Source organism: Luteimonas sp. Soil_N_1, assembly GCF_057656255.1.
In genome coordinates this window covers 1,352,647-1,376,593 of the sequence record NZ_JBDGKS010000001.1, presented here as the reverse complement: position 1 = coordinate 1,376,593, position 23,947 = coordinate 1,352,647, and the positions used below count along the sequence as shown (strand labels likewise).

Genomic DNA, 23,947 nt, shown 5'->3' with positions numbered 1-23,947 from the left:
GCGGACTCCTTGGAATCAGGCAGCGGCCGCGCGCACGGCGTCGGCCAGTTGATCGAGTGTCGATTGCATCAGGGTGTCGTCGTCGGCCTCGACGGTCACGCGCACCACCGGCTCGGTGCCCGACGGGCGCAGGAACGCGCGCCCGCGGCCCTGCACGGCGGCCTGCGCTTCGGCAAGGGCGGCCTGCACGGCCGGCGCCTCGGCGGGTTTCGACGCACCTTCGAAACGCACGTTGACGGTTTTCTGCGGCACCTTGGACAAACCGTGCAGCGCTTCCTGCAGCGACTCGCCGCGACGGCGCAACACTTCCAGCACCTGCAGCGCGCTGATGATGCCGTCGCCGGTCGTCGCGCGATCCAAGCACAGCAGATGTCCGGAAGTTTCGCCGCCGAGCACACCATCGTGTTCGAGCAGCATCTGGTGCACGTAGCGGTCGCCGACCTTGGCCCGCGCGAAGCCGATACCGGCCTCGCCGAGTGCGCGCTCCAGGCCGAAGTTGCTCATCAGCGTGCCGACGACCGGGCCCTGCAGGCGCCCCGACTGCTGCCAGTCGCGCGCGAGCACGTACAGCAGGTCATCGCCGTCGCGCACGGTGCCATTGGCGTCGACGAACAGCACGCGATCGCCATCGCCATCGAAGGCGATGCCGAGGTTCGCGCCGCTGCGGCTGACGCGTTCGCTCAGGTGTTCGGGATGGGTGGAGCCGACGCCATCGTTGATGTTGACGCCGTTGGGTTCGGCGCCGATCACCTCGACCTGTGCGCCGAGTTCGCGCAGCACGATCGGGCCGACCTGGTAGGTCGCGCCGTTCGCGCAGTCGACGACGATGCGCATGCCGTCGAGATCGAACCCGCGCGGCACCGAGGCCTTGCAGGCTTCCACGTAGCGGCCGACCGCATCGCGCGTGCGCACGGCCTTGCCGAGCTTCTCGGAGGCCACGGTGCGAAACGGCTGGTCGAGCGCGGCTTCGATCGCGAGTTCGGTCGCGTCGTCGAGCTTCTCGCCCTGCGCGCTGAAGAACTTGATGCCGTTGTCGTGATGCGGATTGTGCGAGGCCGAAATGACGATGCCGCCGTCCGCGCCGAGCGAGCGCGTCAGATGCGCGACGGCAGGCGTGGGCATCGGGCCCATCAGCTGCACGTCGACACCGGCCGCGACCAGACCGGCTTCCAGCGCCGCCTCGAACATGTAGTTCGAGATGCGCGTGTCCTTCCCGATCAGCACCTGCGGGCGACGCCAGTCACCGCCGCGTCCACGCAGCGAATGGCCGTAGGCATTGCCCAGACGCAGCACGAAATCGGCGGAGATCGACCCCTCACCGACCCGCCCGCGAATGCCATCGGTACCGAAGTACCTGCGGCTCACGCAGCGGCCTCGGTCGGCATGTCCTGCTTTCCGAGCAGCGCCACCAGGCGGGCAATGCGGTCGCGCATTTCGCGGCGGTCGCAGATCTGGTCGATCGCGCCGTGCTCGAGCAGGAATTCCGATGTCTGGAAACCTTCGGGCAGGGTCTCGCGCACGGTCTGTTCGATCACGCGCGGGCCGGCGAAGCCGATCAGCGCTTCGGGTTCGGCGATGTTGATGTCGCCGAGCATCGCGAACGAGGCCGAGGTGCCGCCGTAGGTCGGATTGGTCAGCACCGAGATATACGGCAGGCCCGCTTCGCGCAGGCGCGCCAGCGCGGCCGAGGTCTTGGCCATCTGCAGCAGCGAGAACATGCTCTCCTGCATGCGCATGCCGCCGCTCGCGGCGAAGCTCACGAACGGCGTGCCCAGCGCGAGCGCCTGCTCGGCTGCGCGGGCGAACTTCTCGCCGCCGACCGACCCCATCGAGCCGCCCATGTAGGCGAAATCCATCGCACAGGCGACGATCGGGCGCTGCATCAGCGTGCCCTGCATCGCGATCAGCGTGTCGCGCTCACCGGTGGCGCGCTGCGCGGCCTTGATGCGGTCCGAATACTTCTTCTGGTCCTTGAATTTCAGGATGTCGGTCGGGCCCAGATCGGCCGCGATCTCCTGCAGGCTGCCCGCATCCAGGAACGCCTTCAGGCGCGCGCGCGCACGGATCGCGCGGTGGAAGTTGCACTTCGGGCAGACCTCCAGGTTCTCTTCGAGCTCCGGGCCGTACAGCACGGTGCTGCAGCGCTCGCACTTCTCCCACAGACCCTCGGGAACGCTGCGCTTCTTGGCCGCGGGCGCATCGGTGCGGATGCGCGGCGGCATGATCTTCTGCAACCAGGACATGGGGGTATTTCTCCCGACGGCCGCAACGGGGCCGCAAAGCGCGGAAGTGTAACCGACGGCCCGTTGGGCTTCCGGTGGGGGCCGTACGGCAAGTACTGCCCCAGCCCATCCCGGAGCGGAAGACGTCGAGCCCTCGCCCGCCTGCAGGGACGGCTTGAATCCCGCGCTCGTTCAGCCTGCGTCGAGCGCCTGGCGCAGCGGCGCGAGGAATGCCGCCGCACGTGCGGCGGCCTCGTCCGCATCCGCTGCGCCATCGAGCGCCGCGACCAGCGCACTGCCGACCACGACGCCATCGGCATCGACCGCCATCGCTGCAGCGCTCGCGGCATCGCGGATGCCGAAACCGGCCACGACCGGCGCACGACTGGCGGCGCGGATCGTCCGCAGGCGGGACGACGCCCGCGCGGTATCGAGCCGGTCTGCCGCGCCGGTGACGCCGGCGAAACTGACGTAGTACAGATAGCCCTGCGCGCCCGCGCACAGCGCTTCGATGCGTGCGTCGGTGGTCGTCGGCGAGGCCAAGAGCACCAGAGCGATGCCGGCGGCATCGAAGGCGACGCGGAACTCGTCGGCTTCCTCCGGCGGCAGATCGACCAGCAGCACGCCATCGACACCGGCGTCGCCTGCCTGCTTCGCGAAGGTCTGCGCGCCGCGGATATCGACCGGATTGAGATAGCCCATCAGCACGACCGGTGTGGCGTCGTCCTGCGTGCGGAACGCGCGCACCGCATCGAGCACATAGGTCATGCCCGCGCCGCGCCCCAGCGCGCGCTCGGAACTGCGCTGGATCGTCGGGCCATCGGCCATCGGGTCGGAGAACGGCACGCCGAGTTCGATGACATCGGCCCCGGCCGCGACCAGTGCATGCATCACCGGCACCGTCGCCTCGAGCGAGGGATCACCGGCGGTGAAGAAGGGGATCAGCGCCTTGCGGCCGGCGGCGCGAAGTGTGTCGAAACGGGTGTCGATGCGGGACATGGCAATGAACTCGTCGAGCTTATGGAACATGAAAGAAGGTGGGCGCGCCCAAGTCGGCGACGCGCGATGATGGTTGCGGTAGCGAGGGGAAACCAAAACAAGGGCGGTGGCTTCAGACGCAGCCTTCCGTCAGCCTCACAGCCTCGATCTCCCCCCAGAGGATGACGTCGACGAATCGGCTATCCGCGACCTGGATGCGGATCGCACGACGACGCAGAACGTCGTACCAGGTGACGTAATAACCACCCGGCCAGTTGTACTTGTGTTCTTCGATGATCACACCGGACGGTAGCCGCACCATCGCCTCGGCCATGCTCATTCCCGTTCGCAATCCGAATGGCGCACTGGGCTCCAACGTCGGTACAACGGCGAGGGACGAGAAAATCTCGAATCTCGCGATCCGCCCGTCCATGACCATCATGGAGATGCCCTCTGGGAGGCTGCCTCCAAACACCTGCGTGCACGACATCGGATCAGGCCAGTTCTCCATACGCCAGCGAGGATCGCCAGGCGGAATCGGAAACCGATCGCCGACACGCAGGCCGGAAACGCTGTCGGTCAATCCAGCCGGACCGGCGACTGGCGTATGTGCGAAGGATGTGGCGGCAGCCAGTGCGAGGGTCACAGCGAATGCCGCGACAAACCTCACAACACGAAGCCCTCCCGCTGCGCGATCGTGTGCACGTCCTTGTCGCCGCGGCCGGACAGGTTCGCCAGCACGATCGCGTCCTTCGGCAGCTCGCGCGCGAGCTTGATCGCCTGTGCAATCGCGTGGCTGGATTCGAGCGCGGCGAGGATGCCTTCGGTCTTCGCGAGCTGGTGGAAGGCGGCCAGGGCTTCGTCGTCGGTGATGCCGACGTACTGCGCGCGCCCGGCGTCGGCGAGGAAGGAATGCTCGGGTCCGACGCCCGGGTAGTCGAGGCCGGCGGAGACCGAATGGGTTTCGGTGATCTGGCCGTCGTCGTCGCAGATCACATAGGTGCGGTTGCCGTGCAGCACGCCCGGACGACCGGCGGCGATCGATGCCGCATGGCGCCCGGTATCGATGCCGTCGCCCGCCGCTTCGGCGCCGACGATGCGCACATCGCGATCGTTGAGGAACGCATGGAACAGGCCGATCGCGTTGCTACCGCCACCGACGCAGGCGGTGATCGCATCGGGCAGGCGGCCGTATTCGGCCAACATCTGCGCGCGCGCTTCGCGGCCGACGATGGCGTTGAAGTCGCGGACCATGCGCGGATACGGATCGGGACCGGCGACTGTGCCGATGATGTAGAAGGTGTCGGCGATGTTGGTCACCCAGTCGCGCATTGCCTCGTTGAGCGCGTCCTTGAGCGTCGCCGAGCCCGAGGTCACCGGCACCACTTCCGCGCCCAGCAGGCGCATGCGGTAGACATTGATCTTCTGCCGCTCGATGTCGGTCGCGCCCATGTACACGACACATTCCAGGCCCAGCCGCGCGGCCACGGTCGCCGATGCGACGCCATGCTGGCCGGCGCCGGTCTCGGCGATGATCCGGGTCTTGCCCATGCGGCTGGCAAGCAGCGCTTGGCCGATGGTGTTGTTGATCTTGTGCGCGCCGGTGTGGTTCAGGTCCTCGCGCTTGAGCAGGATGCGCGCGCCGCCGACGGCATCGCTGAGCCGTTCGGCGTGATAGATCGGGCTCGGCCGGCCGACATAATGCGCGAGGTCCTTGTAGAAAGCCTGCTGGAACGCGGGATCGGCCTTGGCGGTGTCGTATGCCGCCGCAAGCTCGGCGATCGGCCCCATCAGCGTTTCGGCGACAAAGCGCCCGCCATAGCGGCCGAAATGACCGTTGGCATCGGGATAGGCGTGGAAATCGGTGATCGGTGACTGCGACATCGGGGCGGGCACGGTGCGGGCTGGTCTGCACTCTAACGCACACGTCTTGCGTCCAGAATCGATAAGATCTGACGCTTATGTCAGGAAATCTCACATGACCGACACCGACCTGCCCCCGCTCAACGCCTTGCGTGCCTTCGAGGCCGCCGCGCGCCTGGGCAGTCTGAGCCGCGCGGCCGAAGTGCTGCACGTGACCCACGGTGCGGTCAGCCGTCAGGTACGCCTGCTCGAAGACGCGCTCGGCACGCCGCTGTTCGTGCGCGCCGGCCGCGGCCTGCGGCTCACGCCGGCCGGCATGCGCATGCGCGACGCAGCCGGCGATGCGTTCGCGCGTTTGCAGGGCGCTGCGGCAGCTATCCGTCGCTCGGGCACGTCGCCTGCGCGGGTGCTCGGTTGCCCGGGCAGCCTGCTTGCCCGCTGGATGATTCCGCGACTGCCGCACCTGACCGATGCCCTGCCCGATCTGAAGCTGCATCTGTCGCCGCACGAAGGCGCGTTTCCGGCGTCGCTGGACGGATTCGATGCGGCGCTGCTGATCGGCACGCCGCCGTGGCCGGCCTCGTGGACGGTGCGCGCACTCGCATCGGAGCGGATCGGTCCGGTGCTCAGTGCACGCCACGCCGACGCGACACGCCTCGCAGCATTGACGCCCGACGCGCTCCTGCGCGAACCGCTGCTGCACACCACCTCGCGTCCGCAGGCGTGGCCGACGTGGGCCTCGCTGCAAGGCGCCGCATCGCCCGGTGACCTCGGCACGGGCTTCGAGCATCTGTACTTCCTGCTCGAAGCCGCGGCCGCTGGCCTCGGTGTCGCGATCGCGCCGCAGGAGCTGGTGGCCGACGATCTCGCCGCCGGTCGTCTGCTTGCGCCGTGGGGCTTCGTCGAAACCGATGCGCAGTGGATCCTGGCGACGCGTCGCGACGACGATGATGCGCGACTCGATGCGCTGGCGGATTGGCTCAGGCAGGAACTGGCATGACTTGAATGCCCGCGCGTCGACGCGCGAGCGACGGACCCGGACAGCCCTGACGATCAGCGCGTGCCGCGCACCGCGTCGGCGAACGCGCGCATCCGCGCTGCATCCTTGATGCCCGGTGCGGATTCGATGCCGCTGGACACGTCAACGCCCGCCGGGCGCGCCACGTCGATCGCCTGCGCGACATTGCCTGCATCGAGTCCGCCCGCGAGCCAGAACGGTCTATCGAGCGACGCCGGCAGCGCCGCCCAGTCGAAGCGTTCGCCACTGCCGCCGGGCTCGCCCGCCGCATGGCCGTCGAACAGGAATGCCGAGGCGTTCGGCCACGCATCCAGCGTGCGCAACGCCGCAGCCGGATCGCCGCCCATCGCGATCGCCTTCCAGTACGGCAGGCCGAAACGCGCGCAAAACGCGTCGTCCTCGGCGCCATGGAACTGCAGGATGTCCGGCCGCACGGTCGACACGATGGCCGCGACTTCATCGACCAGATTGTCCATCGTCAACGCGACGACCCGGATCGACGCCGGCACCGCCTCGCGCAACACGCGCGCAGCGTCCGGCGTGAGCCGACGCGTACTGCGCGCCGCGAACACGAGGCCGATGCAGTCGACGCCGAGCGCAACCGCTTCGGCGACGTCTTCGGCGCGGGTCAGGCCGCAGAACTTGATCGAGGTGCGTGACATGGCGACAGCCTAACGTCGCCCGCGCGCATTCGCGCGCTTGACAGCGCATCGGGCGATGCACACGCTACGCGCCGCCGGCAGGGGGTGCCGTCAGGGACGACGACAGGTGGACAGGGATGTGCGGTCACGACCGCTGTCCTGCCGCGCCCTTCGTTCTATCCGATGGATCGCCCCGATCTCGAGGTCCGCGTCATGTCCGACGCGCGTCCGGTACGCAGCTCGTTCGCGCACCAGCGCGCGCCGCATCCGGAGGGATGCGGGCATGCCTGCGGCTGCACGACAGGGGAAAACTCCATGACATCCACATCCATTCCACGCGCGCTTCTCTTCGTTGCACTGGCGGCGGCATTGCCGGTCCACGCGCAGAGCCTGTCGCCCGCCTGGACCGAATATCGCGAACGTACGCAGTCCGATGCACCAGCTATGGCGCCGACCGACACGCGCAGCACCGACGCTGCACCTGCAAACGTCGCACCCGCACAGCAGACGTACGCACCGGCCGCCAGCGCACTGGTCGCGCATGCATCGGAGAGTGCACACGCCGCTCCGCCCGCCGATGGCACGCGTGGCGCGTTCTTCGTGGCCGCGCAGGCCGGCCAAGCGTGGATTGTCGATGACGTCCGCCAGGACACCCGGGCCATCAGCGCAGGCTACCGCTGGCAGGCGGGTCCGGTCGTGCAGGTCGGTATCGAAGGCGTGTACGGCCGCATCGACAGCACGATCTTCACCGAGGGTAATACGACCTACCGCACCGGCAAGGCGGATTACGCAAGCCTCGGTGCAAACGCGCGTTTCCAGTTCGGCAGCAGCCCATTGTTCGCGATGACACGCGTCGGCTACTGGCGCGCCGATACCGATACCGGATTCGGTAGCGAGATCGTGGACGGTGCTTACGCAGGTGTCGGCCTCGGTGTGGACTTCAATCGCCACCTCAATCTGACGCTCGCATACACCTATCACGCGTACGCCAGCAGCTACGTCTATCGCAACTGGAACAGCACGGTGTATGGAACCACCATTAATCGCGCCGACCTGGTAACGCTCGGCCTCGAAGCCCGCTTTTGACCCCAGCATTCCGGGCGCCATGCGCCCGGATATCAGGACAGCGTCACTTCCGCCGGCAGTGCCCACTCCGGCGGATACAACGGCCCCAGGAATACGAGGCCCGCAGCCGGTGCAGTCGCACCGGCGACGCTGCGGTCGCGACCCGCCAGCAGTTCCGCGATCCAGCCCTCTGGCTGCTCACCGGCGCCGACATCCAGCAGCGAACCGACGATGTTGCGCACCATGTGGTGCAGGAACGCATTGGCCTGCACTTCGACGATGACCTCGTCGCCATCGCGCGTCACCGCGATGCGTTGCAGGTCACGACGCGCATGCGGGGCCTGGCAGTGCACGGTGCGGAATGCAGAGAAATCCTGTTCGCCCAGCAGCGCCTGCGCGGCGCGGTGCATGGCATCGGCATCGAGCGGGCGCAGGTCCCACGACAGGTATTGCCGGTGCAACGCAGGCCGCACGGGTCGGTTGATGAGCCGGTAGCGGTAGTGACGCGCGCGCGCTGAAAAGCGGGCGCTGAAATCGTCAGGCACCGGCTGTGCCCAGCGCACGCAGACCGCCGGCGGCAGATGCGCGGTGGTGCCGAGCATCCACGCGCGCGGCGTGCGCACGGCATCGGTATCGAAATGCACGACCTGGCAGCGCGCGTGCACGCCGGAATCGGTCCGCCCCGCGCACGTCGTCACGACCGGATGCGCGGCGACGCGCGACAGCGCCTTCTCGAGCGCGGCCTGCACGGATCCGGGACCGGTCTCGGCAGCCTTGCCCAGCCGCTGCCACCCGTGGAAACCATGACCGTCGTACTCGACGCCAATCGCGACCCGCATCGCGTGTCTCAGTCCAGGGTGCGCAGCAGCTGCGCGGCCTGCGCGGCGGCCGGCAGATCGTCGCCTTCCACCACTTCCAGCAGCAGACTGCGCGCGGTCTCGGTGTCGCCCAGGTCGATGTAGGCGCGCGCCAGCTCGATGCGCTCCACACCGATCGGCGTCTCGACGGCGTCGCCGCCGTCGAGTTCGACCGGCGCGTTGACCGCCGGGGTCACATCCATCACCGGCGCGGCCTCGGGTTCGATCGGCTCGACGGCCGATGCCGATGCCGATGCCGGCGGCGCATGCCAGGTCGGACCGCCGGACACGGGCGGCGCGACGACCGGTGCCGGCTCGACGCCAGGCGCTGGCGGTTCACGTACGAATGCAGGCGGCGTCGCCGGTTCCGGCACGGTCACGACAGGCGCCGCCGGTTCGACGGTCGCCGTCGGCAGACCGGCCGCCAGCGCGGCACTGTCGAACGGACGCTTCGTGGTCTGCGTGCGGCCACGACGGCCGAGCAGGAATGCGAGCGCCGCGACGATGAGGATCGACACACCCAACCACAGCCACGGCATCGGCGCAGCCACGCTGGTCGGCTGCTGGTTGCTCGCTTCCATGCGCTGCTGCGCGGCGGCGAGTTCGGCGTCCTTGAGCTGGATCAGCTGCTGCTGTTGCTGCTGCAGCTGTTCGAGATCGTCGAGGCGGGCCTTGAGTTCGTCGATTTCCGCGGTGCGCGCAGCGACGGTCTCGTTGGCCTGTTGCAGTTCCTGACGCAGCATGTCGCCTCCAGCGCCGGCAGCGATGCCGGATTGGGTGCCCGCCGGCTGGCTGTCGCTGGCGGGCGGTGTGATTTCGAGTCGTGCATCGGCGGTGCGCGGGGCAGCGGCCGGCGGCGTGGTGGCCGCCGTCGTCGGCGTCGCCTCGGCCACGGAGTCTGCGGGCTGCGGCGCGGGACGGCGCATCTCACGCCACTGGCCCACCTGCTCGCGCACTACGGCATTGGCTTCGGCGGCGCTGAACCGGGTCCAGGCATCACGCGCCGGCACCCGCAGCACCGCGCCCTGACGGATCAGGTTGAGGTTGCCGCCGATGAAGGCGTCCGGGTTCGTGCGCAGCAGCAACAACATCGCCTGGTTGACGCTGATGCCGGCTTCGTCGGCGAGCGGCGCGGCGATCGACGACAGCGTCTGTCCGGCGCGCACCGCAGGCAGCGCATCGCCCGGCGTGACGGCTGCAGCGGCAGGACGCGCCGCAGGTGCGGGTGTCGGTGCAGGTGCAGGCGTCGGAGTCGGCGGAGGCGGTGTCGTCGCGATCGAATTGTTGGCAGGTGCCGGCTCGACGGGCGCGGCAGCCTGCTGCGGCGGCGGTGCGGGCGGTGCCTGCACGGGCGCAGGCGTGACCGGCGGACGCACGATGCTCGGTGCGGGCGCGGCCACGGGCGCCTGGATCGTCGCCTGCGCGGGCGCGGCCACGGTATCGGGCACGGCGACCAGCGCAGAGTACTCGCGGACCAGACGGCCCTGCCCCCAGTCGACTTCGACCAGGAACGTCAGCGCTTCCTGCGTCACCGGTGCGGCGCTGGTGACACGGATCACCGGCCGGCCGCTCCGGTCGAGCGCGACATTGAACTGCAGATCGGACACCACGCCGCGCGGCGGCTCGAGGCCGATGCGCGCGAAGGTTTCGGGCGATGCGAGGCGCGCCTGCAGCTGACGCAGCTCGGCCGGATCGCTGGAGACGACCGGAATCTCGGCCAGCAGCGGTTGGCCCTGCTGCGAACGGACCTCGATGCGGCCCAGTCCCAGCGCGAGCACGGGCCCGGCCAGGGCCAACAGGCCGCCGGCCAGCAACAGACGCTTCAAGGTGCGCGACACGAACATCCCCTGGTTCTTGCGGCTTGCCCCACCCGGCATTGCCGGGCCTGCTGCCGATGCTCCGGATTCATCCGGCGACTGTAGCGGCGCGGACTCCCGCTCCGCAACGCGCGACGCGTCCGCCGCATCACTCCAGTATCCACGCAACGCGCCGCAGCCGTGGCTGCGACGCATCGTGGCGCGCGATCAGCCTTCGGCGGCGACCAGTTCGGCGACCTGCACCGCGTTGAGCGCAGCGCCCTTGCGGATGTTGTCGGCGACGATCCACAGGTTGAGGCCGTTCGGGTGCGAGAGATCCTCGCGGATACGGCCGACGAACACCGGGTCGCGGCCCGAGGCGTGCGTGACCGGCGTCGGCCAGCCACCGCTCACGCGCTCGTCGACGACTTCCACGCCCGGCGCGGTCGCGAGAATCGCGCGCGCTTCGTCAACGGTGATGCGCTCGCGCAGTTCGACGGCGACGGATTCCGAATGGCCGTAGAACACCGGCACGCGCACCGCGGTGGGGTTCACCAGAATGCTGTCGTCGCCGAGGATCTTGTGCGTCTCCCAGACCAGCTTCATCTCTTCCTTGGTGAAGCCGTTCTCGAGGAAGGCGTCGATCTGCGGGATCAGGTTGAACGCGATCTGCACCGGAAACTTCTGCGGATCGATGCTGCGGAAGTTCAGCAGGTCGCCGGTCTGGCGGCCGAGTTCTTCCATCGCCGAACGGCCTGCGCCCGACACCGACTGGTAGGTCGACACGTTGATGCGCACGATGCCCGCCTTGCGATGCAGCGGTGCGAGCGCGACCAGCATCTGCATCGTCGAGCAGTTGGGGTTGGCGATGATGCCGCGCGGACGCTGGCGGGCCGCTTCCGGATTGACCTCGCTGATCACCAGCGGCACGTCGTCGTCGTAGCGGAACGCCGAGCTGTTGTCGATGACGACGGCGCCAGCTGCGGCGAACTTCGGCGCGTACTCCTTGCTGGTGTCGCCACCCGCGGAGAACAGGGCGATGTCGATGCCGGCGGGATCGAAGGTGGCGAGATCCTGCACGACGATGTCGTCGTCGCCGAACTTCACAGTGGTGCCGGCCGAGCGCTCGCTGGCGAGCGGCACGAGTTCGGAGACGGGGAAATCGCGCTCGGCGAGGATCGACAGCATGGTCTCGCCGACGGCGCCGGTGGCACCAACGACGGCAACGCGGAAACGGCGGTTCTGGGAACTGGACATGGACAACTTCTCGAAAAGATCTGGACGTGGGTCGCGCGTGGCGCGCGGGCGCTGCACAGCTGGGGCTTCGGGGAACCGCCCGCCCTGATGCTCAGGCGGTTCCCGGACGTTTCGCGTTGGTATCGTCCTGTTTCGCCGGCGCAATCACACTCGGCGGATGGCCGGCATCCGGACCCGCGCCGAGCGCGGCAATCAGGTTGTCGACTGCGAGCGTCACCATCGCGCGACGCGTGGCGAGGCTGCCGCTGGCGATGTGCGGGGTCAGCACGATGTTGTCGAGCGCGAGCAGGCGCGGATCGACCGCGGGCTCGCCTTCGAACACGTCCAGCGCGGCCGAGGCCAGACGGCCACTTGCCAGCGCATCGGCAAGCGCAGCTTCGTCGACGATACCGCCACGCGCGATGTTGGTCAGCGTCGCGGTGGGCTGCATCTTCGCCAGTGCGGCGGCGTCGACGATGTGGTGGCTGGCGGCCGAGTACGGCAGCACGAGCACCAGGTGATCGGCCTGCGCGAACAGCGCGTCGAAATCGACATACGACGCCTTGAATTCGCGCTCGACATCGGCCGGCAGGCGGCTGCGGTTGTGATAGATCACACGCATGTCGAAGCCGGACGCACGCTTCGCAATGCCCTGCCCGATCCGGCCCATGCCGAGAATGCTCAGCGTGCTGCCGTGCAGATCGGCGCCGAGCAGACCCTTGAAGTTCCAGCCCTGCCACTTGCCGGCGCGCAGATGGCGCTCGGCCTCGGTGACGCGGCGTGCTGCGGCCATCATCAGCGCGAAGCCGAAATCGGCCGTGGTCTCGGTCAGCACGTCGGGCGTGTTGGTCGCGACGATGTCGCGCGCATGCAGCGCCGGCACGTCGAGATTGTTGTAGCCGACGCCAACGTTGGCGATCGCGCGCAGCTTCGGCGCATCTGCAATCGCGTCGCTGCCGATGCGCTCGTTGAGCGTCACCAGCGCGCCGTCGACCTCGCGCAATGCGGCGGCGATTGCAGCAGCGTCGTGTTCGCTGACGTCCGGCACCTGCACTACGTCGAAATGGGCGTGCAGCCGCTCGACGATGTCGTCGAACAAGGGCTGCGACACCCAGACCTTCGGCCGCGACTCAGTCATCGATGCGTCCCGGAATCCGCGGCGTCACCGTGCCGACATCACCGCACTGCGCGCGATGGCGCAACGCCTGGTCCATCAGCACCAGCGCCAGCATCGCTTCGCAGATCGGCGTCGCGCGGATGCCCACGCACGGGTCGTGCCGCCCGGTGGTGATCACTTCGACCGTGTTGCCGTCGGTATCCAGGCCATCGGCCGGCAGCCGCAGGCTGGACGTCGGCTTGAACGCCGTCGACACCACGATCTGCTGGCCCGTGCTGATGCCGCCGAGCACGCCGCCAGCGTGATTGGAGGCGAAGCCCTGCGGCGTCATCAGGTCGCGGTGTTCACTGCCCTTCTGCGGAATCGATGCGAAGCCGGCGCCGATCTCGACGCCCTTGACCGCATTGATCGACATCATCGCCGCGGCCAGATCGCCGTCGAGCTTGCCGTAGATCGGCTCGCCCCAGCCCGGCGGCACGCCGTCCGCCACGGCAGTCACGCGCGCGCCGACGGAATCGCCGGACTTGCGCAGCGCGTCCATATACGTTTCGAGCTCAGGCACCTGCGCGGCATCGGGCCAGAAGAACGGATTCGATTCGACGACGTCCCAGTCGATCGCGGCGCTGTCGAACTGCGCCGGCACGATCTCGCCGAGCTGCGACAGATAGCCGTGCACGCGCACGCCGAAACGCTCGGCCAGCCACTTCTTGGCGATCACCGCCGCGGCGACGCGCATCGTGGTTTCGCGCGCCGACGAGCGGCCGCCACCGCGCGGATCGCGGATGCCGTACTTCTGCCAGTAGGCGTAATCGGCATGCCCGGGCCGGAACTGCTGCGCGATGTTGCCGTAGTCCTTGCTGCGCGCGTCGGTGTTGCGGATCAGCAGCGCGATCGGCGTCCCGGTGGTCACACCTTCATAAACGCCACTGAGGATCTCGACCGCGTCGGCCTCGCGCCGCGCCGAGGTGTGCCGGGTCTTGCCGGTCGCGCGCCGCGCCAGGTCGTGGGCGAAATCCTCGACCGTCAACGCGATGCCCGGCGGACAGCCATCGACCACGCAGCCGATCGCCGGCCCGTGGCTTTCGCCGAAGGTCGTGACGGTGAACAGTTGGCCGAAGCTGTTGCTGGACATGGGACGGGGCGTCGGAGCGACGCGGCACGAAAACGCGGGCCGGCAAGCTTAACGCGCCGGGGCCGCGCGTGGACGCATGGTTTCCGGACGAACCGTTGGAACGGCCAGCGCCCTGCGCCGCGCGAAAGGGCCGCTCTCGCCTCCGGCACATCCGCGTCGCCCCGGATCGTTCCGCAACCGGGGCACTCGCGTCAGCGGACCTTGCTCAGAACAGGTCCGTTCCGCTGCGGCCGGTCGCGGCCGCCGGCGCGTGCGCAGCTTCGCGCGTCGCCGCCAGCTGCGTGATGCGCGCACTGTGCGTGACCAGATCGTGGCGCTCGACCACGAACACGCCCATCTGGCCGACCTGGAATTCGATCCAGAACAGCGGCAGTTCCGGCAGCAGCTTGATCAGGTGCTGCTCGGATTCGCCGACCTCGCAGATCAGCAAGCCGTCTTCGGTCAAGTGCAGCGGGGCGTCGCGCAGGATCTTCAGCACGAGGTCCAGGCCGTCGTCGCCTGCGCGCAGGCCCATCTCGGGCTCATAGGCGTACTCGCGTGGCAGCGCGTCGGTCTCGTCGTTGGTGACGTAGGGCGGATTGGTGACGATCAGGTCGTAGTGCTCGCCCTGCAGGCCGTCGAACAGGTCGGATTTGAGGAAGCGCGTATTGGGCACTTCGAGCCGCTTTTCGTTCTCGGCGGCGAGCGTCAGGGCCTCGTCGCTGAGATCGATGCCGTCGACGTGCCAGTCCGGGTTGTGGTGCGCCATCGCGATCGCGATGCAGCCCGAGCCGGTGCACAGGTCCAGCGCGCGGCGCACTTCGCGGCCGCCGAGCCAGGGCTCGAAGCCGGCGAGGATCAGTTCGGCGATCGGCGAACGCGGCACCAGCGCACGCGCGTCGGACTTGAAGCTCAGCCCGGCGAACCAGGCCTCGCCGGTCAGGTATGCCGCCGGCACGCGCTCTTCGATGCGGCGCAGGAACAGGCCCAGCACGTCTTCCTTCTCCGACAGCGTGACCCGCGACTGGCCATAGACCGGGCTCAGGTCGTGCGGCAGGTGCAGCGCGTGCAGGGTCAGCTGGGTGGCCTCGTCGATCGCGTTGTCGTAGCTGTGACCGAAGGTCAGGCCGGCGGCGTTGAAGCGGCTGGCGCCGTAACGGATCAGGTCGACGATCGTCTGCAGTTCTTCGGTCATGGCGCGCGGAGCTCGGGACGGCTTGATGGCCGCGGATTATAGGTCACCGGCCTGCCGCGGCCCCCGACGGCGTGCCGGTTATCATGCCCGGCGCTCGAACCGGACTTCGCGATGTTCAACAGGACCACCCTCATCATCCTCTGCGTTGCGCTCGCCGGCGGGCTCGGCCTGCTGGTCGCGCAGAAGTATTTCGCCTCGAGCAGCAGCGCCGCCACGCCGCAGCTGGAGGTCGTGCAGCTGTATCCCGCGCCGCGCGATCTGCCCGATTTCGCGCTCCAGCAATCCGATGGCACGCAGTTGCTGCCGGGCGAGCTCGCCGGTCACTGGACACTGGTGTTCATCGGCTTCACCCACTGCCCCGACGTCTGCCCGATGACGCTGACCCACCTCGCCCAGGCCCAGCGCCAGTGGGAAGCGCTGCCCGAAGCGACGCGCCCGCGCGTGCTGTTCGTCTCCGTCGATCCCGAGCGCGACACGCCCGAGCGCCTCGGCGACTACGCGCATGCCTTCCATCGCGACACGCTGGCCGCGACCGCCGACATCCCGTCGCTGGAGCGCTTCGCGCGTTCGCTGTCGATGGTGTTCGCCAAGGTGCCGCTGGACCGCGACGCGCCCGACGGCGCCTACACCGTCGATCACAGCGCCTCGCTGGCCGTGCTCGATCCGCAGGGCCGCATGGCCGGCGTGGTCTCGGGCAGCGTGCTCAACGCCGAGACCCCGCGCCCCGAGGCCGTGGCCGCCGATCTGCTGCGCCTGACGGCCGAGCACCGCCCATGAGCCTCGTCACCTCGCTGACCTACGCCCTGCCGCACCGCTATCTGTCGTCGCTGGCACGCCGTCTGGCGTATTCGCAGAACCCCGGCACGCGCCGCTGGCTGATCGACACCGTGGTGCGCAAGTTCGGCGTCGACCTGTCGGAAGCGGCGAACTCCGATCCCGAGTCCTACGCCAGCTTCAATGCGTTCTTCACCCGCGCCCTGCGCGAGGGCGCACGCGTCGCCGATCCCGATCCGCGTGCACTGGTGATGCCGGCCGACGGCCATATCAGCCAGTGCGGCCCGATCGAAGCGGGCCGTATCTTCCAGGCCAAGGGGCAGTCGTTCACCGTCGCCGAGCTGCTTGGCGACGCAGCCGACGCCGCGCCGTATCTCGATGGCAGCTTCGCGACGGTCTACCTGTCGCCGCGCGACTACCACCGCGTGCACATGCCATGGACCGGCACGCTGCGCGAAACCGTGCACGTCCCCGGCCGGCTTTTCAGCGTCGGCACCGCGGCGGTTTCGAAGGTGCCGCGCCTGTTCGCCCGCAACGAGCGTCTGGTCTGCCACTTCGACACCGACTTCGGTCCGATGGTGCAGGTCATGGTCGGCGCGCTGCTGGTCTCGGGCGTGGAGACGGTCTGGAGCGGCGAGGAAATTCCCGCCTATGGCGACCGCATCCAGCGCAAGGACTGGCGCGGCCAGGGCATCACCCTGCAGCGCTTCGAAGAGATGGCACGCTTCAACTACGGCTCGACGGTGATCGTGCTGTTGCCGAAGGGTGTGGCGGATCTGGATCCGTCGCTGCACGCCGAATCGCCCGTGCGGCTGGGGCAGCGGCTGGCGGTGCGCACCGGCGCCTGAAGCTGCATCCCAAACCTGCAGGCACAGGTGCCTGCAGGTCTGCCTATCGGCGCGCTGCCGTCAGCGCGTGCAGCCTTCCAGCTGCAGCGACTGCCCCTGCCGGACTGCATACGCGGGGGCACGCAAGCCGTTCGCCCGCGCCAGCACCGGTACATCACAGCCGTAACGCTGGGCGATGCTGCCGAGCGTCTCGCCGCGAGCGACACGATGCGTGCGGGCCGGCGCGGGCGCTGGCGCGGCCGGCGGCGGCGTCTGCACCGCAGGTGTCACGTCACCTTCGGTGGACAGCACTTCGATCGCACCCGTGCGCACGATCGCTGCGCGCGGATCGCTGTTGACCAGTTCGGCTGCCAGATCGGCGCGCTCGCCGCGCACGCACCAGCGCCGGTACAGGCTCGCCATGCGCGTGGTGCCGGCCAGCGTGGTACCGGCCGGCAGCAGGCTCTCGGCCTCGTAACTCGGGTTGAGATTGCGCAGCGCGCGCATGTAGCCGTCGCGGGTATTGCCATTGCCCAGGCAGATCGTCAGCTCGTAGATAGAGGCCGGGCGCTCGAGGGTGAAGGTCGCCGGGCGCGTGTCGATCTTCGGGAACGTCAGGCCGTATTCCTGCGGATGCAGGTACAGCCACGCCGCGGCGATCACCATCGGTACGTAGTCCTTGGTCTCGGCCGGGAACTGGTTGTAGACGTCCGGATCCCAGAAACTGCGGCCAGCCGCCTCGCGGTAGACGCGCAGCGCGCGACCCTCACCGCCGTTGTAGCCGGCAAGCCAGTACTCGATCTCGTTGCCGTGCTGGGCGAAGCGCTCGTTGAGATAGACCGCGGCCGCATCGGCCGACAGGCGCGGGTCGTAACGCGTGTCGAATCCGGTGCCGTCGGGGCCAAGACCGAAGCGACGACCGGTCGCCGGCATGAACTGCAGCGGTCCGGCGGCACCGGCACGCGAACGCGAATGGACGCGCCCGTTGGACTCCTTGGCCAGGATGCCGAACAGCAACGCCTCCGGCAGCCCGCTGCGCTTGAACGCCGGCGACATCAGGTGCTGCATGTACTGGTAGTTCTCGTGGCTGGTCATCAGCGACACGCGCATGTCGGTGAGCCAGCGGCGGATCGAGGCCTGCACGGCGGGATTGAGCTGGACCATGCGCTTGAAGCGCTCGTCCTCGGCCAGCAGCGCCGACGCGCTGGCGGCGGCCGGCACGTCCGCGGTGGGCAGCGTGCCTTCGAGGCCATCGACGTCAGCATCCTCCGGCCCCTGCCCGGCCTGGGCGTCGGCATCGGACTTGAGCAGGCGCTTGTAGGTCGTCAGCAGCTGCGGAACGCTGCAGCCGCGCTGCTTCTCGCAGGCCAGCATCACGTCTTCCATGTCCTCCAGCGCCGCATTGCTGGCCGTCATGCCTGCCGGATCGTCGTTGGCGATCTGCACCAGTGCCTGCCGGTAGCGGGCTTCGGCATCGAGCATGCGCTGGTTGAGCGCCTCGCCGGCCTCGCGGTCGCGGCGCGACTGCGCGTTCGCATCGGTGGCCGTGCCGGCCAGCGCGAGCGCCAGCGCGAGGGCGCCCAGGCGCAGCGTCGTGGAAACGGAATCTCGCATCGTGACGGGGGTCCAGCAGACAGGGCCCGCAGGGTAGCCCCGCCCGTCACGACGCGGCAAGGCATGCAGCGCGAACCGCGACGCAGTCGCTAGAATCGCGGCATCCACCACATGGAGCGCGCGCGCGATGGACCCGATCCTGCTCGGCAAGGCCGTCACCACCCCCGAGGCCGGGCCCGTCCACCTGCTGCCCAAGCTCGGCAACCGCCACGGCCTGGTCGCCGGCGCGACCGGCACCGGCAAGACCGTCACCCTGATGACGCTGGCCGAAGGCTTCTCGCGCATCGGCGTGCCGGTGTTCATGGCCGACGTCAAAGGCGATGTCGCCGGACTGGCGGTCGCGGGCACATCGAATGACAAGCTGCTCGCACGCGCAGCAGACATCGGAGTCGCCGACTGGGCGCCGGCCGCGAGCCCGGTGGTGTTCTGGGATCTCTACGGCAAGCTCGGCCATCCGGTGCGCACGACGGTCAGCGAAGTCGGCCCGTTGCTGCTGTCGCGCATCCTCGAACTCAACGACACCCAGTCGGGCGTGCTCGACATCGTGTTCAAACTCGCCGACGACCGCGGCCTGCTGCTGCTCGATCTCGCAGACCTGCGCGCTTTGCTGGGCGTGGTGACCGACGAGCGAAAGGACATTTCCACACAGTACGGCCTGGTCAGCCCGCAGTCGGTGGCTGCGATCCAGCGCTCGCTGCTGCGGCTGGAACAGGACGGCGGCGATCATTTCTTCGGCGAGCCGGCGCTGGAACTCAACGATCTGATGCGCACGTCCACCGATGGTCGCGGCGTCATCGGCATTCTCGCCGCCGACCAGCTGATCCTGCGCCCGCGACTGTATTCGAGCTTCCTGCTGTGGCTGCTGTCGGAGCTGTTCGAGACGCTGCCTGAAGTCGGAGATCTGGACAAACCGAAGCTCGTTTTCATCTTCGACGAGGCGCATCTGCTGTTCAACGATGCGCCGGCCGCGCTGCAGCAGCGCATCGAACAGGTGGTGCGCCTGATCCGCTCCAAGGGCGTAGGCGTGTATTTCTGCTCGCAGTTTCCCGACGACGTGCCCGACAACGTGCTCGGCCAGCTGGGCAATCGCGTGCAGCACGCGCTGCGTGCGTTCACCCCGCGCGACCAGAAGGCGATGCGCACCGCCGCCCAGACCTTCGTGCCCAACCCGGCACTCGATGTCGCCAGCGCGATCTCGCAGCTCGGCACTGGCGAAGCGCTGGTCTCCACGCTGCAGGACAAAGGCGTGCCGATGCCGGTCGAGCGCACCCTGATCGCCCCGCCACGCTGCCGCATGGGCGCGATCACCCCGGAAGAGCGCGCGCAGGTGCGTGCGAACAGCCCGGTCGGCGGCAAGTACGACACGGCGATCAACCGCGAGTCCGCCGCCGAACTGCTCGCAAAGCGCGCCGAAGATGCGACCGCGCAGGCCAAGGCACCGCCCGCCAAGACCGCGCGCGAAGCCGAGGCCGACGCGGGCGAAGGTGGCGTGGGCCGCTCGATCAATGAATTCCTGTTCGGCACCAAGCGCCGTCAGGGCGCCGTGCAGAGCGCCGGCAAGCAGGCAGTGCGCACGATCACCAACCGCATCGTGCGCAATCTGCTCGGCGGGATCCGGCTGAAGTGAGCGATCGATGAGCCGCTGGCGCCCACCCGCCGAGAAGAGCACGGCACTGATCACGCCAGAAGGCCACGCGCGCCTGAAGGCCGAGCTCGACGATCTGTGGCGCGTGCGCCGGCCCGAGGTCGTGCGGGCGTTGTCGGCCGCCGCCGCGGAAGGCGACCGGTCGGAGAACGCGGAATACACCTATCGCAAGAAGCAGCTCGGCGAGATCGACCGGCGCGTGCGCTATCTGTCGAAGCGGCTGGAATCACTGCGCGTGATCGATGCGGCGCCCAGCGATCCCGACGCCGTGTTCTTCGGCGCGCATGTCGAGCTGGAAGACACCGACAGCGGCGAACTCGCGCAGTACCGCATCGTCGGGCCCGACGAGACTGATGCGAAGGCCGGCTGGATCAGCATCGATTCGCCGTTGGCGCGCGCGATGCTGAAGAAGCGTGTCGATGACGAGTTCGAGGCGCAGCTGCCGAGCGGTCTGGTGCGCTTCGCGGTGCTCGCCGTGGACTATCGCGCGGCGTGAGTGCGTCTGGTTGCCCTGCGCCGCGACGGCGCTCGAACGCCCGCTTCGCCGCACGCGTTCTGACCGCATTGCTGCTGCCGCTCGCGTCGCTCGCTCTATCCGCATGTACGCGAGACGCATCGACGCCGGCGCCCTCACAAGACAACGCGGCGAGCCCGGCATCCGACGCGAGGACGCTGGCGCACGCGGATCTCGCGCACCGCCTGCGACGCTTCCTGATCGACCGGACCCCGCCGGGTGTCCCGCGTGGACCGATGGCGGCCGACGACGAACGCTTCCGGTTCGGCGCGTTCTGGCGCGCCCGTACCGATACCCATCACTTCGGGGCCGACTTTCACTCACGGGCCAGCGCCACCCTCTCCACGCCCGGTTCGGCGCCCGTGGCCGACGCCGCGCTACGCCGGCTGCGCGACACCGTCGATGCGCGTCTTCCGGCATGGCAGGCCCTGGTCGACTACAACGCCGCGGGCACGATGCGCGACGACGGCGGCGACGAAGGCCGGCGCCTGCTGCCCTGGGCGATCGCCGCGATCGACGCGATCGAGGTGGCGACCTGGGATTACGTGGATGCGGTCGAGGCGACCTACTGATCCGGCACCGCAGGCGCACAGGCCTGCAGACGAAGCGCGGCGTCGATACGCCATCGCACCCAGCCACGCACCGGCAACCGCGCTTCAGCCGCGCGTGGATTCCGATCTTCTAGAATGACGGCCGGTAATCCCTCACCCAGCCACGTCGCCGGTCGACGCAGCCAATCCTTCCCGCGCTCCGCGCATGTCCGGATCCGCTGCATGTCCCGTGCCTCGTACCGCAAGTTCCCGCTCCACGTCCTGCGCCGCACCCCGCTCTCGCCGGGCTTCGTCCGCTTCACCCTGCACGGCGCGTCCGTCGCCGGCATGGCCACGCATGCACCCGACCAGCGGGTGAAGCTGTTCTTCCCGTTGGACGGCGACACGATGCCCGCCCTGCCGGACGGCGACGACTGGTACGCGCAGTACCGCGCGATGCCGGCAGACTCGCGACCGCCGATGCGCACCTATACGATCCGCGCGCTGCGCGCCGACAAGGGCGAAGTCGATGTGGACTTCGTCCTGCATGGCGACAACGGTCCGGCCTCGGCCTGGGCCCTGCGTGCCGGTACTGGTGATGCACTGGTGATGCTGGCGCCCGACGCGGATTTCGACGGCGCGCCCGACGGCTTCGAGTGGCGACCACCCCCGGGGCTGCGCCAGGTGTTGCTGGTCGGTGACGAAACCGCGTTGCCTGCGATCGCCGGCATCCTCGAACAGCTGGCGCTGGCGCCCGATCCGCCACGCGTCGTCGCTCTACTCGAAGTTCCGCACACCGCAGACCAGCTCGACCTGCGCGCGCCAGTGGGCGCGGCGATCCACTGGCTGCCGCGCGGCGAACACGCGCACGGTGCTCGGCTGCAGGCGGCGCTGCACCGGTTGATGCCCGCCATCCATGCGCCGGATGACGCATCCGCCCGGCTCGACATCGATCCCGATACCGGGATCCTGTGGGAACGCAGCGCCGCGGGCGACCATGGCTTCCACGCATGGATCGCCTGCGAATCCGCTGCGGCAATGGCGATGCGGCGTCACCTCATCGGCGCACTCGACATCGATCGACGTGCGGTGGCCTGCATGGGCTACTGGCGGCTGGGCCGCGCGCTGGACTGATCAGTCGACGCGCCGCATCTCGAAGATCCGGTCGTCGGACATCGCGGTGAAGTAGCCGGTCGTCGACGTGAAGTTCTTGTCCGGGAACTCCGTTCCCGGGGCGACGCGGCACAACAGGAATGCCTGCGAATAGGCGCACTGCAGTCGCGCCTCGCTGCCGACGCCGGGAAACAGGCCGGCCTGTTCCAACCCGGTCAGAGGCAACAAAGCCAGCCCTTCGCCGCGGAACATCGCCAGCCAGCCGCGGCCTTCGGCGCGCACCACCAGTTGCGCCTCGGCCGGGAATGCTTCCCCTCCCGCGTCCGCCGGCTGATAGGTCCCGCTGAGCCCGTCGGCGGCGTGTACCGCACCCGCAGCGAGCAGCGCGATGGCCAGCAGCACCGCGCGGCGGATCACGCCAGCACCTCGGCGACCTCGCCATAGAGATCGTGTTCGTCGCTGCCCATGATCGCGACATCGACGAAATCGCCGGGCTGCAGGTCGGCCTCGCGCCCGTCCTGGATCTGCACCACGCCGTCGATCTCGGGCGCATCGCCCATCGAACGTGCGATCGCGAGATCGCCGTCGACCATGTCGACGATGCACATCTGCACCGTGCCGACCTTGGCCTCGAGCCGCGCCGTCGAGATCTCCGCCTGCTTCTCCATGAAGCGCGCGAGGCGCTCCTGCTTCACTTCCTCGGGCACCGCATCAGGCAGTGCATTGGCGGTCGCGCCAGTGACCGGCGAGTAGGCGAACGCGCCGACGCGGTCGAGCTGGGCTTCGTCGAGGAAGTCGAGCAGCTGCTGGAAGTCGTCCTCGGTCTCGCCGGGGAACCCGACGATGAAGGTGCTGCGGATCGTCAGCTCCGGACAGATCTCGCGCCAGCGCGCGATGCGCTCACGGGTCTTGTCGATCGCGCCCGGACGTTTCATGAGTTTCAGGATGCGCGGGCTGGCGTGCTGCAGCGGCACGTCGAGATACGGCAGCAGTTTCGGCATGCCGTCGGCGTGGCGCTCGGTCATCAGCGGAATGATGTCGTCGACGTGCGGATACGGGTACACATAATGCAGGCGCGTCCACACGCCGAGTTCGGACAGCCCTTCGCACAACGCCTTCATGCGCGTGGCGTACTGGCGCTCGCGCCAGGTGCGCTCGGCGTAACGCACGTCGACGCCATAGGCAGAAGTGTCCTGCGAGATCACCAGCAGTTCGCGCACGCCGCCGCGCACCAGCTTCTCGGCTTCGCGCAACACGTCGTCGACCGGGCGCGAAACCAGATCGCCGCGCATCGACGGAATGATGCAGAAGCTGCAGCGGTGGTTGCAGCCTTCGGAAATCTTCAGATACGCGTAGTGCTTGGGCGTCAGCTTGATGCCGATGTCGTCGAGCGCCGCGCGGCGCGGCACCAGATCGAGGAAGGGATTGTGCGACTGCGGCGCTGCCGAGTGCACCGCACGCATCACCGAACCGTAATCCTGCGGGCCGCTGATCGACAGCACGCCCGGATGCGCCTCGCGGATCACCTCTTCGCGCTTGCCCAGGCAGCCGGTCACGATGACCTTGCCGTTCTCGGCGATGGCCTCGCCGATCGCGTCCAGCGATTCGGTCACCGCCGAATCGATGAAGCCGCAGGTGTTGACGACGACGACGTCGGCATCGTCGTAGGTCTGGACGATGTCGTACCCCTCGACGCGGAGCTGGGTGAGGATGCGTTCGGAATCGACGAGGGCTTTCGGACAGCCGAGGCTGACGAACCCGACCTTGGGATTGGCTGCGGACATGGGAACCGTGGCTTGGAGATGGCCGCCGAGGGCGGCTGGGATCGCGC

The 23,947-nt window shown here is 68.7% G+C and carries 23 protein-coding genes; 8 read left to right on the top strand and 15 right to left on the bottom strand.

What is annotated here, in order from left to right; all coding sequences use genetic code 11:
• Positions 1–15: 15 nt before the first annotated feature.
• The 5 genes from glmM to trpB all read right to left on the bottom strand — a co-directional run bounded on the left by glmM (position 16) and on the right by trpB (position 5,084).
• Positions 16–1,365, bottom strand: coding sequence for a phosphoglucosamine mutase (glmM, locus tag AC3A4E_RS06350; RefSeq protein ID WP_487630680.1), 1,350 nt, complete (start codon positions 1,363–1,365; stop codon positions 16–18).
• Positions 1,362–2,243, bottom strand: coding sequence for an acetyl-CoA carboxylase, carboxyltransferase subunit beta (accD, locus tag AC3A4E_RS06345; RefSeq protein ID WP_487630679.1), 882 nt, complete (start codon positions 2,241–2,243; stop codon positions 1,362–1,364). The genes glmM and accD overlap by 4 nt, the downstream gene beginning before the upstream one ends.
• A 171-nt stretch (positions 2,244–2,414) precedes the next feature.
• Complete coding sequence (gene trpA / locus AC3A4E_RS06340; protein WP_487630678.1) at positions 2,415–3,221, bottom strand: tryptophan synthase subunit alpha; 807 nt, start codon at positions 3,219–3,221, stop codon at positions 2,415–2,417.
• A 112-nt stretch (positions 3,222–3,333) separates the two neighbouring features.
• Positions 3,334–3,846 carry a hypothetical protein gene (locus AC3A4E_RS06335; protein WP_487630677.1) on the bottom strand — a complete coding sequence of 171 codons (513 nt, stop codon included), beginning with the start codon at positions 3,844–3,846 and terminating at the stop codon, positions 3,334–3,336.
• A 20-nt stretch (positions 3,847–3,866) separates the two neighbouring features.
• Positions 3,867–5,084, bottom strand: a complete 1,218-nt coding sequence (trpB, locus tag AC3A4E_RS06330; RefSeq protein WP_487630676.1) for a tryptophan synthase subunit beta — start codon at positions 5,082–5,084, stop codon at positions 3,867–3,869.
• A 94-nt stretch (positions 5,085–5,178) separates the two neighbouring features.
• Between trpB and AC3A4E_RS06325 the strand changes: the two genes are divergently transcribed.
• On the top strand, positions 5,179–6,063 hold the full coding sequence (locus tag AC3A4E_RS06325; RefSeq protein ID WP_487630675.1) for a LysR family transcriptional regulator: 885 nt from the start codon (positions 5,179–5,181) through the stop codon (positions 6,061–6,063).
• 53 nt (positions 6,064–6,116) lie between these two features.
• Here the strand turns inward: AC3A4E_RS06325 and AC3A4E_RS06320 are convergent, their stop codons facing one another.
• The gene (locus AC3A4E_RS06320; protein WP_487630674.1) at positions 6,117–6,743 is read right to left on the bottom strand and encodes a phosphoribosylanthranilate isomerase; all 627 of its coding nucleotides are present in this window, start codon (positions 6,741–6,743) and stop codon (positions 6,117–6,119) included.
• Positions 6,744–7,037: 294 nt separating this feature from the next.
• Between AC3A4E_RS06320 and AC3A4E_RS06315 the strand changes: the two genes are divergently transcribed.
• A complete protein-coding gene (locus tag AC3A4E_RS06315) occupies positions 7,038–7,808 on the top strand; it encodes an outer membrane protein (RefSeq protein ID WP_487630673.1) in 771 nt (256 codons plus the stop codon).
• A 32-nt stretch (positions 7,809–7,840) separates the two neighbouring features.
• On the opposite strand, the gene truA is transcribed toward AC3A4E_RS06315, so the two are convergent.
• The 6 genes from truA to prmB form a co-directional block, all read right to left on the bottom strand.
• Positions 7,841–8,626 carry a tRNA pseudouridine(38-40) synthase TruA gene (gene truA / locus AC3A4E_RS06310; RefSeq protein ID WP_487630672.1) on the bottom strand — a complete coding sequence of 262 codons (786 nt, stop codon included), beginning with the start codon at positions 8,624–8,626 and terminating at the stop codon, positions 7,841–7,843.
• 8 nt (positions 8,627–8,634) lie between these two features.
• Positions 8,635–10,482 carry a FimV/HubP family polar landmark protein gene (locus AC3A4E_RS06305; protein ID WP_487630671.1) on the bottom strand — a complete coding sequence of 616 codons (1,848 nt, stop codon included), beginning with the start codon at positions 10,480–10,482 and terminating at the stop codon, positions 8,635–8,637.
• 186 nt (positions 10,483–10,668) lie between these two features.
• Positions 10,669–11,697 (bottom strand): aspartate-semialdehyde dehydrogenase, encoded by a 1,029-nt coding sequence (locus AC3A4E_RS06300; protein WP_487630670.1) that lies wholly within the window; start codon positions 11,695–11,697, stop codon positions 10,669–10,671.
• 91 nt (positions 11,698–11,788) lie between these two features.
• Positions 11,789–12,814, bottom strand: a complete 1,026-nt coding sequence (locus AC3A4E_RS06295; protein ID WP_487630669.1) for a 2-hydroxyacid dehydrogenase — start codon at positions 12,812–12,814, stop codon at positions 11,789–11,791.
• A complete protein-coding gene (aroC, locus tag AC3A4E_RS06290) occupies positions 12,807–13,925 on the bottom strand; it encodes a chorismate synthase (protein WP_487630668.1) in 1,119 nt (372 codons plus the stop codon). Before aroC ends, AC3A4E_RS06295 begins: the two co-directional genes overlap by 8 nt.
• Positions 13,926–14,130: 205 nt before the next feature.
• A complete protein-coding gene (gene prmB, locus AC3A4E_RS06285; protein ID WP_487630667.1) occupies positions 14,131–15,099 on the bottom strand; it encodes a 50S ribosomal protein L3 N(5)-glutamine methyltransferase in 969 nt (322 codons plus the stop codon).
• Between the two features lie 111 nt (positions 15,100–15,210).
• Here prmB and AC3A4E_RS06280 point away from each other — a divergent pair, with 111 nt between their 5' ends.
• Entirely contained in the window at positions 15,211–15,876 is a 666-nt protein-coding gene (locus tag AC3A4E_RS06280; protein WP_487630666.1) for an SCO family protein, read from the top strand.
• Entirely contained in the window at positions 15,873–16,721 is an 849-nt protein-coding gene (gene asd, locus AC3A4E_RS06275) for an archaetidylserine decarboxylase (protein ID WP_487630665.1), read from the top strand. Before AC3A4E_RS06280 ends, asd begins: the two co-directional genes overlap by 4 nt.
• A 60-nt stretch (positions 16,722–16,781) precedes the next feature.
• Here asd and AC3A4E_RS06270 read toward each other — a convergent pair whose 3' ends face one another.
• Entirely contained in the window at positions 16,782–18,314 is a 1,533-nt protein-coding gene (locus AC3A4E_RS06270) for a transglycosylase SLT domain-containing protein (RefSeq protein ID WP_487630664.1), read from the bottom strand.
• A gap of 127 nt (positions 18,315–18,441) precedes the next feature.
• On the opposite strand from AC3A4E_RS06270, the gene AC3A4E_RS06265 reads away from it, so the two are divergent.
• From AC3A4E_RS06265 to AC3A4E_RS06250, 4 genes are all read left to right on the top strand, one after another.
• Positions 18,442–19,941, top strand: a complete 1,500-nt coding sequence (locus AC3A4E_RS06265; protein ID WP_487630663.1) for a helicase HerA-like domain-containing protein — start codon at positions 18,442–18,444, stop codon at positions 19,939–19,941.
• 7 nt (positions 19,942–19,948) lie between these two features.
• Complete coding sequence (gene greB, locus AC3A4E_RS06260) at positions 19,949–20,455, top strand: transcription elongation factor GreB (RefSeq protein WP_487630662.1); 507 nt, start codon at positions 19,949–19,951, stop codon at positions 20,453–20,455.
• Positions 20,456–20,523: 68 nt separating this feature from the next.
• Positions 20,524–21,045 carry a hypothetical protein gene (locus tag AC3A4E_RS06255; protein ID WP_487630661.1) on the top strand — a complete coding sequence of 174 codons (522 nt, stop codon included), beginning with the start codon at positions 20,524–20,526 and terminating at the stop codon, positions 21,043–21,045.
• Positions 21,046–21,246: 201 nt separating this feature from the next.
• Positions 21,247–22,137 (top strand): siderophore-interacting protein, encoded by an 891-nt coding sequence (locus tag AC3A4E_RS06250; RefSeq protein WP_487630660.1) that lies wholly within the window; start codon positions 21,247–21,249, stop codon positions 22,135–22,137.
• On the opposite strand, the gene AC3A4E_RS06245 is transcribed toward AC3A4E_RS06250, so the two are convergent.
• A complete protein-coding gene (locus AC3A4E_RS06245; protein WP_487630659.1) occupies positions 22,138–22,533 on the bottom strand; it encodes a hypothetical protein in 396 nt (131 codons plus the stop codon).
• Positions 22,530–23,900, bottom strand: a complete 1,371-nt coding sequence (gene rimO, locus AC3A4E_RS06240) for a 30S ribosomal protein S12 methylthiotransferase RimO (protein ID WP_487630658.1) — start codon at positions 23,898–23,900, stop codon at positions 22,530–22,532. Before rimO ends, AC3A4E_RS06245 begins: the two co-directional genes overlap by 4 nt.
• Positions 23,901–23,947: the final 47 nt, after the last annotated feature.

Bases quoted from the DNA above. Each gene is read 5' to 3' on its own strand.
- accD (WP_487630679.1), bottom strand. From the start codon at position 2,243: ATGTCCTGGTTGCAGAAGATCATGCCGCCGCGCATCCGCACCGATGCG.
- trpA (WP_487630678.1), bottom strand. From the start codon at position 3,221: ATGTCCCGCATCGACACCCGTTTCGACACACTTCGCGCCGCCGGCCGC.
- trpB (WP_487630676.1), bottom strand. From the start codon at position 5,084: ATGTCGCAGTCACCGATCACCGATTTCCACGCCTATCCCGATGCCAAC.
- AC3A4E_RS06325 (WP_487630675.1), top strand. From the start codon at position 5,179: ATGACCGACACCGACCTGCCCCCGCTCAACGCCTTGCGTGCCTTCGAG.
- AC3A4E_RS06320 (WP_487630674.1), bottom strand. From the start codon at position 6,743: ATGTCACGCACCTCGATCAAGTTCTGCGGCCTGACCCGCGCCGAAGAC.
- AC3A4E_RS06315 (WP_487630673.1), top strand. From the start codon at position 7,038: ATGACATCCACATCCATTCCACGCGCGCTTCTCTTCGTTGCACTGGCG.
- truA (WP_487630672.1), bottom strand. From the start codon at position 8,626: ATGCGGGTCGCGATTGGCGTCGAGTACGACGGTCATGGTTTCCACGGG.
- AC3A4E_RS06300 (WP_487630670.1), bottom strand. From the start codon at position 11,697: ATGTCCAGTTCCCAGAACCGCCGTTTCCGCGTTGCCGTCGTTGGTGCC.
- AC3A4E_RS06295 (WP_487630669.1), bottom strand. From the start codon at position 12,814: ATGACTGAGTCGCGGCCGAAGGTCTGGGTGTCGCAGCCCTTGTTCGAC.
- aroC (WP_487630668.1), bottom strand. From the start codon at position 13,925: ATGTCCAGCAACAGCTTCGGCCAACTGTTCACCGTCACGACCTTCGGC.
- prmB (WP_487630667.1), bottom strand. From the start codon at position 15,099: ATGACCGAAGAACTGCAGACGATCGTCGACCTGATCCGTTACGGCGCC.
- AC3A4E_RS06280 (WP_487630666.1), top strand. From the start codon at position 15,211: ATGTTCAACAGGACCACCCTCATCATCCTCTGCGTTGCGCTCGCCGGC.
- asd (WP_487630665.1), top strand. From the start codon at position 15,873: ATGAGCCTCGTCACCTCGCTGACCTACGCCCTGCCGCACCGCTATCTG.
- AC3A4E_RS06270 (WP_487630664.1), bottom strand. From the start codon at position 18,314: ATGCGAGATTCCGTTTCCACGACGCTGCGCCTGGGCGCCCTCGCGCTG.
- AC3A4E_RS06265 (WP_487630663.1), top strand. From the start codon at position 18,442: ATGGACCCGATCCTGCTCGGCAAGGCCGTCACCACCCCCGAGGCCGGG.
- greB (WP_487630662.1), top strand. From the start codon at position 19,949: ATGAGCCGCTGGCGCCCACCCGCCGAGAAGAGCACGGCACTGATCACG.
- AC3A4E_RS06250 (WP_487630660.1), top strand. From the start codon at position 21,247: ATGTCCCGTGCCTCGTACCGCAAGTTCCCGCTCCACGTCCTGCGCCGC.
- rimO (WP_487630658.1), bottom strand. From the start codon at position 23,900: ATGTCCGCAGCCAATCCCAAGGTCGGGTTCGTCAGCCTCGGCTGTCCG.